14 protein-coding genes are annotated in these 14,504 nt (G+C 67.2%); 6 read left to right on the top strand and 8 right to left on the bottom strand.

Translation table 11 applies throughout. The features are described from left to right. Positions 1–123: 123 nt before the first annotated feature. The gene (locus L5014_RS19595; protein WP_238465402.1) at positions 124–756 is read right to left on the bottom strand and encodes a BPSL1445 family SYLF domain-containing lipoprotein; all 633 of its coding nucleotides are present in this window, start codon (positions 754–756) and stop codon (positions 124–126) included. A 22-nt stretch (positions 757–778) separates the two neighbouring features. After that, positions 779–1,915 (bottom strand): peptidoglycan DD-metalloendopeptidase family protein, encoded by a 1,137-nt coding sequence (locus L5014_RS19590; RefSeq protein ID WP_238465401.1) that lies wholly within the window; start codon positions 1,913–1,915, stop codon positions 779–781. Positions 1,916–2,188: 273 nt separating this feature from the next. On the opposite strand from L5014_RS19590, the gene L5014_RS19585 reads away from it, so the two are divergent. Further along, positions 2,189–2,449 carry a hypothetical protein gene (locus L5014_RS19585; RefSeq protein WP_238465461.1) on the top strand — a complete coding sequence of 87 codons (261 nt, stop codon included), beginning with the start codon at positions 2,189–2,191 and terminating at the stop codon, positions 2,447–2,449. A 45-nt stretch (positions 2,450–2,494) separates the two neighbouring features. On the opposite strand, the gene L5014_RS19580 is transcribed toward L5014_RS19585, so the two are convergent. The 3 genes from L5014_RS19580 to rarD all read right to left on the bottom strand — a co-directional run bounded on the left by L5014_RS19580 (position 2,495) and on the right by rarD (position 5,592). After that, the gene (locus tag L5014_RS19580; protein ID WP_238465400.1) at positions 2,495–3,733 is read right to left on the bottom strand and encodes a dienelactone hydrolase family protein; all 1,239 of its coding nucleotides are present in this window, start codon (positions 3,731–3,733) and stop codon (positions 2,495–2,497) included. A gap of 64 nt (positions 3,734–3,797) precedes the next feature. Then, positions 3,798–4,442: an HAD family hydrolase gene (locus tag L5014_RS19575; RefSeq protein WP_238465399.1), complete on the bottom strand. Its 645-nt coding sequence runs from the start codon at positions 4,440–4,442 to the stop codon at positions 3,798–3,800. Between the two features lie 256 nt (positions 4,443–4,698). After that, positions 4,699–5,592, bottom strand: coding sequence for an EamA family transporter RarD (gene rarD / locus L5014_RS19570; protein WP_238465460.1), 894 nt, complete (start codon positions 5,590–5,592; stop codon positions 4,699–4,701). A 432-nt stretch (positions 5,593–6,024) separates the two neighbouring features. On the opposite strand from rarD, the gene egtD reads away from it, so the two are divergent. Next, positions 6,025–7,026: an L-histidine N(alpha)-methyltransferase gene (gene egtD, locus L5014_RS19565; protein WP_238465398.1), complete on the top strand. Its 1,002-nt coding sequence runs from the start codon at positions 6,025–6,027 to the stop codon at positions 7,024–7,026. A 101-nt stretch (positions 7,027–7,127) separates the two neighbouring features. Here the strand turns inward: egtD and L5014_RS19560 are convergent, their stop codons facing one another. Then, complete coding sequence (locus tag L5014_RS19560) at positions 7,128–7,424, bottom strand: acylphosphatase (protein WP_238465397.1); 297 nt, start codon at positions 7,422–7,424, stop codon at positions 7,128–7,130. A 336-nt stretch (positions 7,425–7,760) separates the two neighbouring features. On the opposite strand from L5014_RS19560, the gene hpnA reads away from it, so the two are divergent. After that, positions 7,761–8,783 (top strand): hopanoid-associated sugar epimerase, encoded by a 1,023-nt coding sequence (hpnA, locus tag L5014_RS19555; RefSeq protein WP_238465396.1) that lies wholly within the window; start codon positions 7,761–7,763, stop codon positions 8,781–8,783. Between the two features lie 187 nt (positions 8,784–8,970). Further along, positions 8,971–9,720: a hypothetical protein gene (locus tag L5014_RS19550; RefSeq protein WP_338019307.1), complete on the top strand. Its 750-nt coding sequence runs from the start codon at positions 8,971–8,973 to the stop codon at positions 9,718–9,720. Positions 9,721–9,903: 183 nt separating this feature from the next. On the opposite strand, the gene L5014_RS19545 is transcribed toward L5014_RS19550, so the two are convergent. Further along, entirely contained in the window at positions 9,904–11,082 is a 1,179-nt protein-coding gene (locus L5014_RS19545) for a glycosyltransferase (RefSeq protein ID WP_238465395.1), read from the bottom strand. Next, the gene (gene hpnC / locus L5014_RS19540) at positions 11,079–11,948 is read right to left on the bottom strand and encodes a squalene synthase HpnC (protein WP_238465394.1); all 870 of its coding nucleotides are present in this window, start codon (positions 11,946–11,948) and stop codon (positions 11,079–11,081) included. The genes L5014_RS19545 and hpnC overlap by 4 nt, the downstream gene beginning before the upstream one ends. A gap of 371 nt (positions 11,949–12,319) precedes the next feature. Here hpnC and ispH point away from each other — a divergent pair, with 371 nt between their 5' ends. Beyond that, positions 12,320–13,264: a 4-hydroxy-3-methylbut-2-enyl diphosphate reductase gene (gene ispH / locus L5014_RS19535; RefSeq protein ID WP_238465393.1), complete on the top strand. Its 945-nt coding sequence runs from the start codon at positions 12,320–12,322 to the stop codon at positions 13,262–13,264. A 12-nt stretch (positions 13,265–13,276) separates the two neighbouring features. Continuing rightward, the gene (gene hpnH, locus L5014_RS19530; protein ID WP_238465392.1) at positions 13,277–14,428 is read left to right on the top strand and encodes an adenosyl-hopene transferase HpnH; all 1,152 of its coding nucleotides are present in this window, start codon (positions 13,277–13,279) and stop codon (positions 14,426–14,428) included. The last annotated feature ends 76 nt before the right edge of the window (positions 14,429–14,504 follow it).

The raw sequence follows: 14,504 nt of genomic DNA, 5'->3' as shown, positions 1-14,504 counted from the left end.
TCTCGCGCGCCACGCCCATGTGGCCCATGTGGCCCATGTGGCCCATGTGGCCCATGTGGTCCGTGTAGCCGTGTAGCCGCGTAGCCGTGCAACGGCGGGCGGCTCGCGCAACGCCGCCCACCGCTACAGATCGAGCCGCGAGACCTTCGAGCCTTCGAGCGACGCGCCGGCCATCAGGCCCGCGTTGGTGAGCACGAAGGCCTCGACCGGATTGACGGCCGTGGTCGTATCGACCTGCCCGTTCACACCCATCTTCACGAGCGCGACGGTGGCATCCGCGCCCGCCTTCCAGCCGCTGCTACGCTTGAAGCGCTCGAATGCGCCCCGGGTCATGAACGCATAGAAAACGGCCCGCGACTGCGCGCCAATCTGGAAGCCGAGCGAGCCTGCCGTCGTGCTGAAGTAACCCACCGTGCGGCCACCGGTGCGCAACGCGCCGCGCCCGTACTCGCCACCTATGCCAACGGCCGCGCCCACCACCTCGGGAAACACCAGCACGGCGGCGGACTTGCCGATCAGTTCGCGCGAGCCCTTCACCGTGCCATAGAGACGCGCCAGCGCGGCATCGACATTGGCGTCGATCTCGCTGCGCAAGCGGGCGTTCTTTTCGGCGGCTTCGGTAGCTTCGGCGGCGTTAGCGGCGTTGGCGCTGCTGCCGGGGCCCGTCACCGTGCAGGCGCTCAACACCGTGAGCCCCGCCAGCGCCGCCAGCGATACGGCGCTACCGCCGGTTGCAAGAAATTGCCTTCTGTTCATTTTGCTTCGCATTCCCATTCAACTACGGCTGCTTGCGCGGCAATTGCGCGACGGGATCCACCGGTCTGCCGTTCTCGCGCACTTCGAAGAGCAGCGCGCCGACGCCCGCCGCATCCGCGCCGCTGGTCGCGATCTGCTGGCCCAGCTTCACGGTATCGCCCTGCTTCACGAGCAGCCTGCCGTTGCGGCCATAGGCAGTGATCAGGTGCGCGTTGTGCTTGACGATGACGAGCTTGCCGTAACCCTTCATGCCGCTGCCGGCATACATCACGCGCCCCGCAGCAGCAGCCTTCACGGGCGCGCCCGCCGCGCACGCGATGACGATGCCGCGCAATTTGCCCGGCGCGAACGGCGTGACGACGCTCCCGCTCACCGGCCAGGCGAGGCGCGCGTTGGCGTGCGCAGCGGCAGCGGGCTGCGCGGGCGCACTGGAGGCCGAAGAGGCCGAAGATGTCGAAGACCCGGGCGCGGAAGCGACCGGCCGTGAAGGCGTCGTCGGCGCGGAGGGGGCTGTTGACGCGAGTGCCGCCGAAGAAGACGCGGTGGCCGGCGCCGGTGGTGAGGCGGGCGCCGCCAGGCTTTTCGCGGGGAGCGTTGCAGGAGTCGCGGCGGGTGTCGCCGTTGCAGGTGCCGTTGCCGAAGCCTTCGTGGGCGGCGCGACGCGCAACAGTTGCCCCACTTTCACCATGCCCGAGGCGGGAAGCTTGTTCCAGGCGGCGATATCGGCGGCGCGTTGCTTGTGGGCGGCGGCGATGCGGCTGAGCGTGTCGCCAGCCTTGACGCAATAGAAATCGGCGGCGGCGCTGGACGGCGGCACTTCGGCAACGATGGCCGGCGCAGGCGTTTCGATCGGCGTTTCGGTCGGGGTGGACGAAGGCGCGGCGGCTTCACTGGCGGCAGCCGAAGCGTCGTCACCCTGGGATGCTGTCGAATGCCACGGCGTGACCGTGCAGGCGCCCAGCATCGCGACCGATGCGGCGGCAATCGCCATCGCGCACGCGTGCGCGGCGAGCGGTAAGCGCAGAGTTCGCATCGTCAGACTCACTGGCCGATCGTGCGTGCCGTGCGTGCCGTGCGTGCCGTGCCGATCGACCTCGTTCCGTGCCTCGACCGCAGCCACGGCGCCGACGATTTCGGCACCCTTGTCTAGAATTCCCATGACGCGCTCCTTGTTCGACCTGCAGGGATGCCTGCGCCGCGCGGCGCAGGTGCGTCATGATCATGGGTTTGCCGCGAAGCGCAGCGGATTCGCGAGCCAGTTCTGACTCACGTCAATATGAACGACGCGCGGCGCGGCGCCCGTAAAAGACATTCGATGACGTAGCGAGCCGCGTCCCGGCTTTTTATAATGCGAGCCCGCGCCGCGCGGCCTCGCGCCACTCGTGCCGCTCGCGGCACATCACGCTGCATCATGCTCAAGGAGGAACTGAAGGTGTTCGACGCATACGCAAACGACGATGACGTCCTGAACGTACAGGGCGACGCACTCACGCTCACGAACGGCGCCACGCGCGTGACGCTTTCCGGCTCGCTCGAATTCACACGCGACAAGCGCGGCCTGGCCGCCGCGCTCGCGCTGAAGGCCGCGCTCGACAGCGTGGTCGCGAAACTTCAGGCCGACCCGCACCTGCCCGCGCAGGTCAAGGACGAGCCGGACGCGAAGCCCGGCGTCGTCGACAACCCGTTCAACTGATCGCCGCGCGCGCCGCCGCAGTGCGCGGCGCGCGCCGGCAATGCTTCAAAACGGCTTGCCTTCGCTCGTCTTCCACGCGGGCATGAGGGTGTTGGACGGCAGCGTTTCGTCGAGCAGCTTCTTCGCGCTCGCGGCCCCCGCAATGGGCAGCCCGGTCGGATCGATGGCGCCGATCTGCGCGAGCACCGAAGCCTGGTCCCAATAAATGTGCTCGTTATAGAGCTTGCTGCCGCGAAAGCAGATTACGGCGAGCATCGGCACCTCGAAGTACTTGCCGGTGGGCGCCAGCCCCGGCAGCAGCCAGTCGATCTCGCGATCGTGCGTGCAGCAGAAGATGAACTCGTCCACCACGCGGTCCGAGCCGATCGTGCGCGAGATCGGAATCAGGCGCGTATCGGCGGGATTCGAATGCACGAAGTGGTGCGTGTAGAAGCGCTTGAGCTCGTCGTGGCCCACGCCGCCCGTCATCGTCGGGATATGGTTGACGTAGGGCTGCGCGACCATCGTCGGCATGACGTCGCTGGGGTTGCGCGTGACGAACTCGTGGTAGCAGTGCTCTTCCCACAGCGCGTTGAAGTCGTAGATGGGGCCGAGCACGCGCCGCAGCATCGCGAGCGAGCGCGAGTACGCCATCATCGCGGCGGGCTTGTCGTATTGGGGCCGCGCGGGCGCGGCGAACGCGTGATCGCAGCCCGCATACGTGTAGAGCTCGACGCCCGGTTTGTCCGCCAGCGCGGTTTCGATGCGCGTGCACGAGGCCGCGTCGCACCAGCCGTCTTCCGCCGCGAAGTGCAGCATGAGCGGGCAGCGGATCGTGCCCGCTTCGTCCAGGTGGTTTTCGAGCGCCACGGCGTAATAGCCGATCGCGCAATCGACGTCGGTGCGCGCCGCCGCCAGATACGCAAGCCGCCCGCCCAGGCAGTAGCCGAGCGCTCCCACCTTGCCGCGCTGCGAGGGATGCGCGCGCAGCGCGGCCAGCGTCTGCGCGACGTCGTCCATCGCGAGGTCGGCGTCGAAGCGGTCGTACAGGTCGAGCGCCTTCGCCATGTCGGCGCCCTCGTAGCCCAGATCGACGCCGGGCTCCAGCCGCCAGAAGAGGTCGGGCACCATCACCACGTAGCCTTCTTCGGCGTAACGGTCGGCCGTCGCGCGCATGGACGCGTTCACGCCGAAGATCTCCTGCAGCAGCACGAGGCCCGGGCCGCTGCCTTCCGGCGGCAGCGCCGTGTAGGCGCGGAATTCGCCGCCGTCGCGCGACTTCACCTGGGTCCATTGTTCGTTCATGGGCTTGTCTCCTCCTCTCCTTGTGATGGGCCGAGGGTGCGCGCTGCGCGCACCCGGTGAAGGCTTATGCCGCCACGCCGAAGCCGCCCGTGGCCGCGAGCGGCGGCAACGCGGATTCGCCGCGTATCCATGCGTGATTCGCAAGCTCGGCCATTTCGCGGTCGCCGCGGCTGTCGCCGTAGGCGTAGAGCGTCGCGGGCGCGTGCTGGCCCCACCATGCGCGCAGCCGCGCGACCTTTTCCGGGCCCCAGCAATTGCGGCCCGCGAGCCGCCCAGTGTAGACCCCATCGCGCCACTCCAGCTCGCTCGAGAGCACCGTGCCGATGCCCACGCTCGGCGCCCACATGCGCAGATACACCGATGGCGACGCGCTCACGAGCACCACCTCGTGCCCGAGCGCCTGGTGCTCGCGAATGCGCGCGAGCATTTCGGGACGCAGCAAGCCGGGCAGGCGCGTGTCGACGAAGCGCTGCGCGGCGGCTTCGAGCGCCGCGCGGCGCACCGGGCCGAGCGCCGCGTACAGGAAGCGCGCCTTGGTGCGGCCCCGCTCGGCCCAGCCGGGCGCGATGCCGGCGAGCCACGGCAGGCAGCGCAGCACGGCGAGCGAAAAGCGGGCACCGCCGGCGGCATCGAGCATGAAGGCGCGAAAACTATCGGACGTGGTGATGGTGCCGTCGAAATCGAAGGCGGCTACGACGCGGTCGTTCATTTGAAGCGGGATCGAAAAACGCCACGGTCAGGGGCGAGGGGTTATGGGTAGCGAGGCAAACGCGCCGTCCAGCTCCGGCCAGGCCAGCAGCGCAAGCTCGTTGCAAGCCGGCGTCATTGTCGACGCAAACGGCGCGCTGCCGCAATGGCGCGGCGCTTGCCCCGCGCGCGGCCCCCACGCGCATCGCGCCTTCGGCACACAACACACAATAGAAGCGAAGCGCGGCGGCGCCGTACAGGACCAAGCCCTGGCGGTACTAGCGCGCGAGCCTCACCAGCCGCGCGCCGTGAACCGCCGTCAACGCGACGGCAATCCAGATCGGCACATACGTGCCCAGTTCGCGCAGCCCGAACGGCTCACGCAGCAGCACCACGGAGACGATCACGAGCAGCACCGGCTCGACATAGCCGAGGATGCCGAACAGCGCCATCGGCAGCAGGCGGCTCGCCTTCAGATAGCACGCGAGCGCCACGGTGCTCAGCACGCCGAGCCCTGGCAGCAGCATCCACGCCAGCAGCTTATGCGAGCCGAGCAGCGCGAGCGAGCCGCCCGTGCGGACCTCGATGGCGGCCACGGGCAGCAGCAAAATCATTTCGATCGAGAAGGTCACGAGCGAATCCGCGTGGATCTTGCGGCGCAGCACGAAGTACGGCGGATAGCCGAGCGCGACGAGCAGCGTCGGCCACGAGAACGCGTGCGTCACCCAGAGTTCGTGCGCGACGCCCACGGCCGCGCACGCCACGGCGATCCATTGCAGCGCTTCGAGCCGCTCGTGGTAGTAGTAGCGCCCCACCAGCACCATGACGAGCGGCAGCATGAAATAGCCGAGCGACACTTCGAGCAGGCGTCCGTGCAACGGCGCCCAGAGGAACACCCATAACTGCATGCCGAGCAGCGCGGCGCTTACCGCGAGCATGAGCGCGATGCGTGGTTCCCTGAACGCGCGCGCCACCAGTTGCCCGAGTTGCGGCGCGCGCGAGCGCAGGACCACCAGTGCGAGCGCGCCGGGCGCGGTCCAGATCACACGCCAGGCGAAGATGTCGAGCCCATCGAGCGGCGCGAGCAGCAGGGTATAGGCGGACATCAGCGCGAACAGCGCGGACGCGCTCACGGAAAGCGTAATGCCGCGCCTGGGCTCGTAAGTATTCACCGGCATGGCAAGGCGCTACGCGGGCGGCGAAAAAACGGGGCGCGAATGGAGGCGCTAAAGGCCGCAGGGGCAAACCAGGCAAAAGGCACGGCGAACCGCGTGACGGCCGCCATGAAAAGCCCGAGGGGCGCTGGAAAAAGCGTTGTCATTTGAATCGGCTATTGAATAAAAGGCGGCTTGCGAAGCCACGCTGTCAGGCGAAGTGTAATGCGCCGTGCGCCCCGACGGTGGGCCGGGCACGCGCAATGCGACGTCTGCCCGAGCAGCGAGATCCGCAATTTAGTCCGTGAAATGCCTGCGGCAATGGACTAGAACGTAAATCTTGCTACGGAGCCGAGCCGCCCTGCGGCCGCGCGCGCGAACCAGGCTTTTGAACCAGGCATTCGGCGCACCGGCCGCCAGCCGTCCAACGCACAACAGGAGTGAGTGCGCATGACCCCATCCGCGTCCCGTCCCAACCCGCAGCAGAACGCCCTGTCAGGCTTCCCCGCCGATTTTGCCGCCGCGGTCCGTGCGGGTCTTACCCACGCGCCGCAGAAAGAATTGCCTTCGAAGTACCTATACGACGAAGTCGGCTCGGCGCTGTTCGAAGTCATCACGGTGCTGCCCGAATACGGTGTCACGCGCTCCGAAGAGCGCCTGCTCACGCGCTACGCCACCGAAATCGTCGAGGCGCTGCCTGCCGACGTCATCGTCGCCGAACTCGGCAGCGGCAGTGGCCGCAAGACGCGCCGCATTCTCGAAGCGCTCTCGCGCAAGCGCCCCACCTCGCCCACCTCGTATTGCCCGATCGAAATCTCGCGCAGCGCCTTGCAACTGTGCCGGCGCGAGCTGGCCGACATCGAGCGCATCTCCATCGTCGGCTACGAGCGCGACTATCTGGCCGGGCTTGCCGAGGTGAGCCGCCAGCGCAAGGACGGCGAGCGCCTGTGCGTGCTCTTTCTCGGCAGCACGATCGGCAATTTCGCGCGCCTCGCGGCCACGCGCTTTCTGCGCGACATCCGCGCGATGCTGCGCCCCGGCGACACGCTCCTGCTCGGCACCGACCTCGTAAAGCCCGTGCCCACGCTGATCGCCGCCTACGACGACGCCGTCGGCGCGACTGCGGCGTTCAACCTGAACCTGCTCGCGCGCATCAACCGCGAGCTCGACGGCGACTTCGACCTGCACGACTTCGAGCACGTCGCGCGCTTCAATCCCGATGCGCGCAGCGTCGAGATGCATCTGCGCGCGAGGCGTCATGTCTCGGCGCGCGTCGGCGCGGCGCGGCTCGCGGTCGAACTCGAGGCGGGCGAGACCATCTGGACCGAAAGCAGCCACAAGTACCACGCCGACGAAATCCCCGCGATCGCGGCCGATGCGGGCTTCGAATGCGCGCGGCAGTGGGTCGAGAAAGAGTGGGGATTCGCGGAAAGTTTGCTGGCCGCGGCGTGAGGGAGCAGGCAAGCAAGCCGCAAACAAACATCAAACAAGCACGCAAGCAAAAAGGCGGAGCGCTTTTCGGGGCGCCCCGCCTTTCGTTTCCGTGCGCGGACTCAGTGCTGCTCGAAACGCTCGTAGCGCTTCTCGGTGTAGCGCTCCTCGCTCTCCACCGAGCTCACGCGCGCTGCGGGCGGGCCGTGGCGCAGCCACGAGAGCATGCGATCCACCTGATTCGCCGTGCCCTGGATCACGGCTTCCACGGAGCCGTCCTCCCGATTCGCGACATAGCCGCGAATACGCAGCGCGTGCGCCTGGCGCACCGTCGCGTGGCGAAAGCCCACGCCCTGCACCGTTCCGCGCACGTGCACGTAGTACGTTTCGAGGCGTGCATCCAGATCCGGTTCGCTCATCGTTCAATCTCCCTTTGCAGTGTTTTCCGCAGTGGTTCCCGCAGTGGTTCCCGCAGTGTTTCCCGCAGTGGTTCCGTTACGCCCGGCATTGTAGACGCCACGGCACGCGGGCGTCGTCGCCTCGCGCCTGCGCACGCACGGCACGCAAACCGTGCGCCTCGCGCTTGTGCTCCGCCCGCGCCCCGGCCTGCCGCCGTGACTCCATCGCCGCGCGCCACGTACAATCCGTGCCACGCAGATAGCGCGCCATGCCACACCGCGTCCATAGCGCGCTCCTGTCGCGCCTGTACCGCGACGCATTAAACCGACATCCGAACTGAAAAAAGCGAATTTCGAATGACCGACACCTCCCGCGCCAACAAGGACCTCGTGCTGATCACCGGCGCGTCCGGCTTCGTCGGCTCGGCCGTCGCCCGCATCGCGCAGGAAAAGGGCTACGCCGTGCGCGTGCTGGTGCGCGCGACGAGCCCGCGCAAGAACCTCGAGGCACTAGACGCCGAAATCGTCACCGGCGACATGCGCGACGCCGCCTCGATGCGCCGCGCGCTTGCCGGCGTGCGCTACCTGTTTCACGTGGCCGCCGACTATCGCCTCTGGGCGCCCGATCCGCACGAGATCGAGCGCGCCAATCTCGAAGGCGCCGAGGCCACCATGCGCGCCGCGCTCGACGCGGGCGTTGAGCGCGTCGTCTACACGAGCAGCGTGGCCACGCTCAAGGTCACGAGCTCGGGCAACTCCGCCGACGAAACCTCGCCGCTCACAGCCGACCAGGCCATCGGCGTGTACAAGCGCAGCAAGGTGCTCTCCGAGCGCGCCGTGGAGCACATGATCGAGCGCGACGGCCTGCCCGCCGTGATCGTCAATCCGTCCACGCCCATCGGCCCGCGCGACGTGAAACCCACGCCCACGGGCCGCATCATCGTGGAGGCGGCCACGGGCAAGATTCCCGCGTTCGTCGATACGGGCCTGAATCTCGTGCACGTCGATGATGTCGCGAACGGCCACTTCCTCGCGCTCGAGCGCGGGCGCATCGGCGAGCGCTATATCCTCGGCGGCGAGAACTTGCCGTTGCAGCAGATGCTCGGCGACATCGCCGGCATGGTGGGCCGCAAGCCGCCCACGATCGCGCTGCCGCGCTGGCCGCTCTATCCGCTCGCCATGGGCGCGGAAGCCGTGGCGCGCTTCACGAAGCGCGAGCCGTTCGTGACCGTAGACGCGCTCAAGATGTCGAAGAACAAGATGTACTTCACGTCCGCGAAGGCGGAGCGCGAACTCGGCTACCGCGCGCGGCCCTATCGCGAAGGCCTCAAGGACGCGCTCGCATGGTTCCGCGAGGCGGGGTATCTCGGCGCGAAATAGACGTTGCGCAAGCGTCGCGCAAACGTCGCGCAAACGTCGTGCGAGGCGGTTTTCCGCGGCTCGCGGCGTGCGCTGCTCGGGGCAAGAGCAAATTGTTACAACTTTTGTTGCGACCTCCTTACAACGTCGCGCGGGACACCCGCCTGCGCTGTAGGTAGAATCGCGGGTCTTACCAGAGAAGCCTCGCATGAATCTTCAAGACCAGATTGGCGCGCTCGACGTGGGCGTCGATCAGCTTATTCAGGCCGTCAGCGCGGCACTTGCATCTTGTGCAACCGTTGTAGCGGCAGCCGAACAAACCCGCGCGGCCGCTGCCGCCGTGCCGGAAGCGGCCACGCAAATGCCAGCCGAAGCGGCCACGCAAGCGCCTGCACGACAGGCCGAAGCCGAGCCGGATACGCCCGCCGTGGCGGCCATGCACGAGCCGCAGGCCGCAGTGGCCGAAGCCGCAGCGCCCAAGGCTGATGCGCCCCAGGCCGGCGTGCCCGATGTCACGGCCAATGTCGCTGCCAATGCTCCGGCCACCATCGCGGCCGGGACCGAGCCGGCTGATGCCACGCAAGCCGCGCAAGCCACTCAAGCCGGACAGCCCGAGCAGGAAGCCGAAGCCCGCAACGTCACGCTGGAAGTCGGCCGGCCATCGCCGAACGAAATCACGATGTCGATCGGCGGCCAGACGGTGACGCTGCATCCGCTGCAGGTGGGCCAGCTGATCGAAGAGCTCGCGAACGCGCGCGCCTCCATGCAGCCCGAGCCGCCGCCCACGATTCCGTCCGGCTGGCGTTTCGCATCGACGAAAAATCCGATGATCGCCGTGCAGAAGCAATCGAACGGCGACCGCCTGCTGGTCATGCGGCACACGGGTCACGGCTGGGTGCCGTTCACCTTCTCGCCCGACATGGTCGTGCAGATGTACATGATGCTGACGCAGCGCTAAGCGGCGCGGCAAAGGCATCGGTCGTCCATAAAAGCAAAAGCCGCCGCGAGCGATCGCGACGGCTTTTTTGTATCTGCGCGGTTGTATCTGTGCGGTGTACCTCGGCGCGCCGGCCGGCGGCATGGCCGCCCTCAGTGCCTCAGTGTCTCAGTTGCCCCCGGTGTCTCAGTTGCCCCCGGTGTCTCAGCGCCCTTGCGCGGGCGCCTGCACGCGCGACTTCCACTGCCCGCCCTTGCCGCGCCAGAAGCGCCACGCCGAAGCGAAGGTGGCGCCCACATAGAACAGCGCGACGATCGGCAGGAACGGCGCCCACAGCGGCGAGCGGCGGTAGTACGCGAGCATCGGCGCATAGGCGCAGCACATCAGCGCCCAGGCCAGCCACGCGGGCCAGCCGAGCGGGCCGAGCGCGAGCGCGACCACGGGCGGTGCGAGATAGATCACCGTCATGCCGAGGATCGTGCCCGCGAGCTGCCACGCCGAGTAATGGAGCTGCGTGAACGCCGTGCGCGCGATCATGTTCCAGATGTCTTTCCACGAGTCGTACGGGCGCAGCGAGACGCTCTTCGCGGCCACGTCGAGGCGGATCGGATGCTGCCCGTCGCCGCGATGCTTGATGCGCGCGGCCAGGCTGCAATCGTCGATGAGCTCGGCGCGGATCGACTCGATGCCGCCCGCTTCCTCCAGCGCCTTGCGGCGCACCAGCATGCAGCCGCCCGCCGCCGCCGCCGTCTTGTTGCGCGGGTTGTTGACCCACGAGAACGGGTAGAGCTTCGCGAAGAAGAACACGAACGCCGGGATCAGCGCCTTCTCCCAGAACGAGTCGCAGCGCAGGCGCACCATCAGCGAGACGAGGTCGCGCTTTTCCGCCTGCGCGCGCACCACGAGTTGCGCAAGGGCGTCGGGCGGATGGCCAATGTCGGCGTCGGTCAGGAGCAGATAGTCGGCGTTCAGGCCCAGCGTGCGCACGGCCTCGATGCCCTGCGACTGCGCCCACACTTTGCCCGACCAGCCCGCGGGCAGCGGCTTGGCGCTCACCACCGTGAGCTTTTCCGGGCATTGGAGCGCGAGCGCGGCGGCGCGCGCGGCTTCGGCGGTGCCGTCGGTGCTGTGGTCGTCGATCACGATGACGTGGAACTCGCCGCTGTAGTCCTGCTGGAGCAGCGACGCGACGGCCTCGCCGATCGCGTCCGCCTCGTTGCGCGCCGGCACTACGGCGCAGGCCGCCGGCCAGCCCGCCGCGGGCTCGACCACGGGCAGCGGCGCGGCGGGACGCGCGCGCCAGAAGCCGCCGCGTCCGAGCAGCAGGACGAGCCAGATCAGCAGCGAAAGACAGGACACGGCAAAGAGAATCGTGGTCATCATGCGTTGTTACTCTCGATCGAAGGCACGCCCGCGCCCACGCGGCGCGACAGCCACATGGCGCCCGTGCGCATTAGCACCACAGCCCAGTCGGCTGCGGCGAGCCGGGGCCGCGCGCGAAATACGTCGTAGCCGCCGCGCTCGATGATCTCCAGCATGCGCAGCCCGCCGTGCACGACACTGCACAGCTCGAGCCCGAAGCGGCCCGGCACGCGCAGCGCGAGCGGCGCGCCGCTCAACATCAGCGCGCGCGCCTGCGCCACCTCGTGCGCCATCAGCGCGCGCCAGGCGTCGTCCACGCGGCCCGCGGCGATCTGCGCATCGCTCACCTGCGCGCGCTCGCGGTCGGCCTGCGGAATATAGATACGGCCCCGCCGCCAGTCGGCCGGCACGTCCTGCAAGAAGGTGATGAGTTGCAAGGCCGTGCAGATGGCGTCGGAATCGGCGAGATTCTCGGGCGTGGCCGCGTCGATCAGGTGCAGCATCAAGTGCCCGATCGGGTTTGCCGAGCGGCGGCAAAAATCGAGCAGTTCGTAGCGGTCGGTATAGCGCGTGGTGCCGATATCCTGTTCGAACGCCGAAACCAGGTCGTAGAACGGCTGCAGCGGCAGCCGGCACTGATACATCACTTTCGCGAGCTTCGCGAAGAGCGCGGGGTGCACGGGCGCGAGGCGTCCGCCGGCCACGGCGTCGAGCCCGGCGCGAAAGTCGGCGAGGCGCAGATGGCGCTCCTCGGCGCTCCAGTCGCCTTCGTCGGCAATATCGTCCAGGGTGCGCGCAACATGGTAGATCACGCCGACAGGCACTCTCAGCGCCTTCGGCAGCAATATGCGCGCTACCGGAAAATCGTCGTGTTGATCGGGTTCCATGAGGCGTCCAGATTGGGGTCGGACCGCAAGACGCAAGGCGGCCTGATGCGGGGACGATAGTTTAAGGGTTCCCGCATTGTGTTGCACTGCGCAATACTCCCGAGGCCGCCACAGGCTGTCTTGCGGCAATGGCGACGCCGAAAAAGCGCCTCGAAAAAAGGGGCCATGCCGATTGGCGTCGCGTGCGCGCCGCACCTTCCCGTTCGCCAGCCAGCAAAGCGGCGGCGAAGGGGTTAAAATGCGCGTCTGGTTTTTTCCGCCCCCCTCTGGCGGATGCATGCAGATATCAGCACTTTATTAATATGATGGTCGCGGCGATCAGGCCTTTCATGGGCCTTTCCGAATCCGCGACAGTCGGAGTTCGCCACCCTATGCGAGTCATCCTTGCCCAACCCCGCGGCTTTTGTGCGGGGGTTGTCCGCGCTATCGAGATTGTCGACCGCGCATTGCAGAAGCACGGCGCGCCGGTCTACGTGCGCCATGAAATCGTCCACAATCGCCACGTGGTCGAGAACCTGCGCAACAAGGGCGCGCGTTTCGTGGAAGAGCTCGACGAAGTGCCCGAGGGCGCGGTCGCCATTTTCAGCGCACACGGCGTCGCCAAGACCGTCGAGCGCGCTGCGGAAGAACGCAGCCTCGACGTGCTGGACGCTACTTGCCCGCTCGTCACCAAGGTTCACGTGCAGGGCCGCCAGTATGTCGCGGCGGGTCGCACGCTGATCCTGATCGGCCACGCGGGCCACCCGGAGGTGGAAGGCACGATTGGCCAGATTCCGGGCGCCGTGCTGCTGGTGCAAAGCGAAGCCGATGTCGCGAAGCTCGACTTGCCGCTCGACGCGCCGCTCGCGTACGTGACGCAAACCACGCTGTCGGTGGACGACACGCGCGGCATCATCGACGCGCTGCACAAGCGCTTCTCCGACATGGTCGGCCCGGACACGCGTGACATCTGCTATGCCACGCAAAACCGTCAGGCCGCGGTGCGCGAGCTGTCCACGCAGGTGGAAGTGCTGCTCGTCGTGGGCGCGACGAACAGCTCGAACTCGAATCGCCTGCGCGAGATCGGCAGCGAAACGGGTGTGCCGAGCTACCTCGTCGCGGACGGCTCGGAAGTGAAGTCCGAGTGGTTCGCCAATGTGCAAACGGTCGGCATCACGGCCGGTGCGTCGGCGCCCGAGGAAATGGTGGAAAACGTAATTGACGCGCTGCGCGCGTTGGGGCCTGTCGAGGTGTCGACGATGGCGGGTCGTGAAGAAAAAGTCGAATTCAAGCTGCCGTCGAAGCTATTGCAACCGCTCGTCGCGCGCGAAGTTTAAGGAGGACACGCTTTGTCTATTCCGCTGCTACAAAAAGTCCGCGTTGGCTCGTACATCTTTCGCCAGCATTTCAGCGGCACCAAGCGCTATCCGCTCGCGCTCATGCTCGAGCCGCTGTTCCGCTGCAACCTGGCCTGCAACGGCTGCGGCAAGATCGACTATCCGGATCCCATCCTGAACCAGCGCCTGTCGCTGGAAGAGTGCCTGGAAGCCGTGGACGAGTGCGGCGCACCGGTCGTCTCGATCGCCGGCGGCGAGCCGCTCCTGCACAAGGAAATGCCGCAGATCGTCAAGGGCATCATGGCGCGCAAGAAGTTCGTGTACCTGTGCACGAACGCGCTGCTCATGGAAAAGAAGATGGACGACTACGAGCCGAGCCCGTACTTCGTCTGGTCGGTGCACCTCGACGGCGACCGCGAAACGCACGACCACATGGTTTCGCAGGAAGGCACCTACGACAAGGCCGTCGCGGCCATCAAGGAAGCCAAGCGCCGCGGTTTCCGCGTGAACATCAACTGCACGCTGTTCAACGACGCCGTGCCCGAGCGCGTGGCGAAGTTCTTCGACACGGTTGGCGACATCGGCGTCGACGGCATCACGGTCTCGCCAGGCTATGCGTATGAGCGCGCGCCGGACCAGCAGCACTTCCTGAACCGCGAGAAAACCAAGAACCTGTTCCGCGAGATCTTCAAGCGCGGCAACAACGGCAAGAAGTGGTCGTTCAGCCAGTCGAGCCTGTTCCTCGACTTCCTGGCCGGCAACCAGACCTACGAATGCACGCCGTGGGGCAACCCGGCGCGCACGGTGTTCGGCTGGCAAAAGCCCTGCTATCTGGTCGGCGAAGGCTACGTGAAGACCTTCAAGGAACTGATGGAAACCACCGACTGGGACAAGTACGGCACGGGCAAGTACGAGAAGTGCGCGAACTGCATGGTTCACTGCGGCTTCGAGGCCACCGCCGTGCTGGACACGGTCGCGCATCCGCTCAAGGCCATGAAGGTCGCGATGAGCGGCCCGAAGACCGAAGGCGCGTTTGCCAAGGACATTCCGCTCGACCGCCAGCGTCCGGCCGAGTACGTGTTCTCGCGTCACGTCGAGATCAAGCTCGAAGAGATCAAGACCGCGGCCAAGACGAAGAAGCCCGCGACCGTCGCGGCAAGCTGAACGGACGGCGAGCCGTCGGGCGGCGTCTCCGTCGGGCGGCGATCCGTCGGCGGTATCTGAAGGCCGCGGCTGAAAG

The sequence above is a fragment of the Paraburkholderia tagetis genome (genome assembly GCF_022213065.1).
In the GTDB taxonomy this organism is placed as follows: Bacteria; Pseudomonadota; Gammaproteobacteria; order Burkholderiales; family Burkholderiaceae; genus Paraburkholderia; species Paraburkholderia tagetis.
The sequence above is the reverse complement of the archived record's forward strand: the minus strand, read 5'-3'. Positions and strand labels throughout refer to the sequence as shown.

Coding starts and splice junctions, on each gene's coding strand:
- L5014_RS19595 (WP_238465402.1), bottom strand. CDS start 756: ATGAACAGAAGGCAATTTCTTGCAACCGGCGGTAGCGCCGTATCGCTG.
- L5014_RS19590 (WP_238465401.1), bottom strand. CDS start 1,915: ATGGGAATTCTAGACAAGGGTGCCGAAATCGTCGGCGCCGTGGCTGCG.
- L5014_RS19580 (WP_238465400.1), bottom strand. CDS start 3,733: ATGAACGAACAATGGACCCAGGTGAAGTCGCGCGACGGCGGCGAATTC.
- L5014_RS19575 (WP_238465399.1), bottom strand. CDS start 4,442: ATGAACGACCGCGTCGTAGCCGCCTTCGATTTCGACGGCACCATCACC.
- egtD (WP_238465398.1), top strand. CDS start 6,025: ATGACCCCATCCGCGTCCCGTCCCAACCCGCAGCAGAACGCCCTGTCA.
- L5014_RS19560 (WP_238465397.1), bottom strand. CDS start 7,424: ATGAGCGAACCGGATCTGGATGCACGCCTCGAAACGTACTACGTGCAC.
- hpnA (WP_238465396.1), top strand. CDS start 7,761: ATGACCGACACCTCCCGCGCCAACAAGGACCTCGTGCTGATCACCGGC.
- L5014_RS19550 (WP_338019307.1), top strand. CDS start 8,971: ATGAATCTTCAAGACCAGATTGGCGCGCTCGACGTGGGCGTCGATCAG.
- L5014_RS19545 (WP_238465395.1), bottom strand. CDS start 11,082: ATGATGACCACGATTCTCTTTGCCGTGTCCTGTCTTTCGCTGCTGATC.
- hpnC (WP_238465394.1), bottom strand. CDS start 11,948: ATGGAACCCGATCAACACGACGATTTTCCGGTAGCGCGCATATTGCTG.
- ispH (WP_238465393.1), top strand. CDS start 12,320: ATGCGAGTCATCCTTGCCCAACCCCGCGGCTTTTGTGCGGGGGTTGTC.